Origin of the sequence: Mesorhizobium qingshengii, from assembly GCF_900103325.1 — a bacterium.
GTDB classification, from domain to species: Bacteria; Pseudomonadota; Alphaproteobacteria; order Rhizobiales; family Rhizobiaceae; genus Mesorhizobium; species Mesorhizobium qingshengii.
The window spans coordinates 1-1,837 of record NZ_FMXM01000093.1; the positions used below are offsets into that span (position 1 = coordinate 1).

The 1,837-nt window shown below is 59.8% G+C and carries 3 protein-coding genes; all 3 read right to left on the reverse strand.

What is annotated here, in order from left to right; genetic code table 11:
* The coding region (locus tag BLS48_RS34465; protein WP_143019603.1) for a hypothetical protein at positions 1-188 on the reverse strand (188 nt) is incomplete at its 3' end.
* 53 nt (positions 189-241) lie between these two features.
* Positions 242-1,648, reverse strand: a complete 1,407-nt coding sequence (gene ligM, locus BLS48_RS34470; RefSeq protein ID WP_038655152.1) for a vanillate/3-O-methylgallate O-demethylase — start codon at positions 1,646-1,648, stop codon at positions 242-244.
* The coding region (locus tag BLS48_RS36060; RefSeq protein ID WP_208604720.1) for a hypothetical protein at positions 1,636-1,837 on the reverse strand (202 nt) is incomplete at its 5' end. The genes BLS48_RS36060 and ligM, both read right to left, overlap by 13 nt.

A 1,837-nucleotide genomic window follows, 5' to 3' on the forward strand; every position in this document is an offset into this window, starting at 1 on the left:
CCTTTTCCTTGAAGTGGATCCGGCCGGAAACCTTCGGCGCGTACGCCGGCCGTATGGCCGTAGTAGCGACGGTCGTGAAAGCAGGACAAGGAGAGATCGCCATCGTTCCCGCCGATGCCGCAACCCATCGCCTCAATCGCCGCAACGCGGCGCATCAGCGCCGCCTCCGAATAGCATGGCTCGTTCATGGCCTGCCTCCCCCTTTGGCGGGAACCGGGAGGCGGCTCCCTGAATGTTGAAACTATGCCGGCTGCGCGGTCCGCCAGCCTTCGTGGTAGGTTTCCCTTACCTGTCTCGCATAGGGCGCGGGCGCGACCTGTACCCTGATTTCGATCTGCTTGTGCCTCTCAACGGTGGTCTTGGCCGAGCCGCCGTCCGCCTCGCCCCAGACCAGTGTGAGGACATCGCCAATCTCTACGCTGGGGTCGACCGTTCCGAGCGACAGCATTGAGCGTTCATTGAAGGAATAGCCGGTGAACATCGACAAACCGACTGTCTTGCCCGCCTTTGTCACTTTGTCGTAGGACGACGAGGCATAGTTGGAAAGCGGCAGGTCGATGTATTTGTAGTTGCCGATGTCGGGTTCGAAAAAGGAGCGGAAGACCTTGGCGACATCATCGGCATTCCAGGCAAAGGTCACCTTCCTGCGATGCGGCTGGTCGGCAATCTTCTTTAGCGCCTCGCGGCCAATGAAATCATGGTCAAACTTGACGAACGACCCATAGCCGAGATCGTAAGGCGTGAGATAGTAGTCCTCGATGTCGTTGGAATCGAAGCTTCCGCCGATGGAGCCGGTCGCCTCGTAGCTGTCAGCCGGCAGCCATTCGCGGTAGGATTTCATTTCACGGCCCGTGTAGACGGCCGGCAGCGGCGAGGGGATCCAGCCCGATTCCAATGTATTGGTGGCGTAGGCGCGCGATCCAACCTGACGCAGGTCGAAATCCTTGCCGGCCTCGATGATTGCAGCCCGGATCTCTTCGCCTTCCTCGTAAGGTCCCCAGATCTCCAAGCCTGGCACACCCGACATACCATGTCGGAGCGCACGGACCCTGCGTCCAGCTATGGTGATGGCGTCCATGTTGAAGAATTTGATGTCGGGGACCGGACCGCCATTCAGCCTCTCGAGGATTTGTGGCGCATTCGGTCCTTGCACCTGGAATCGGTAACGCTTGCGCACCACGGGTTTGCCGCCGGGTCGGGACGGCGATCTGTCGTCGCGCTCCAGCCTGACGTCGTAGCCGCCGGTCTCGGCGTGAAACTGAACCCAGTTGATCGTCGGCGCACGACCGACGATCAGGAACTGCTGCTGCGCCAAATAGAAGATGATGACATCGCCGATCACGTGTCCGCCATGACTGCAGGGCACGAACTGTTTGGCCTTGTTAACGGTGAAATTCGTAAAACTGTTGATCGCCAGCCGTGAAAGGAGCTTTTCTGCGTCCGGCCCCTCAATCATCAACTCGGCCATGTGGTGCGCTTGGTCGAACAGCACGGCAGTTTCACGCCAAGCCCGCTGTTCGTCGCGCCAGTTGTTAAACTCCGACGGAACGACGGGATAGACATAGGCGCCGTTCTGCGAGTTGCGCAACATGCCAACGACGCTCTTCACGCCCGCCAGCTTCTGTTCGAGGTTTTTTACAACGTCCACCACTTGAAACTCCCTGGATTGTCTTGTTTTTGATACTTCGGCGGCTTCCGCCCACTTTCAGCAGTTGCGGCTAGACGCTGCGCCGGCTTAGCGCCGGGCGGCAGCTGGTCAAGGAGCGTCTCCTGCAGCGCCGTGAAACGGTTGGCGAGCGCCCGTGCCGGTCGTCCGGAGATGAGCGAAGTCAGGCGA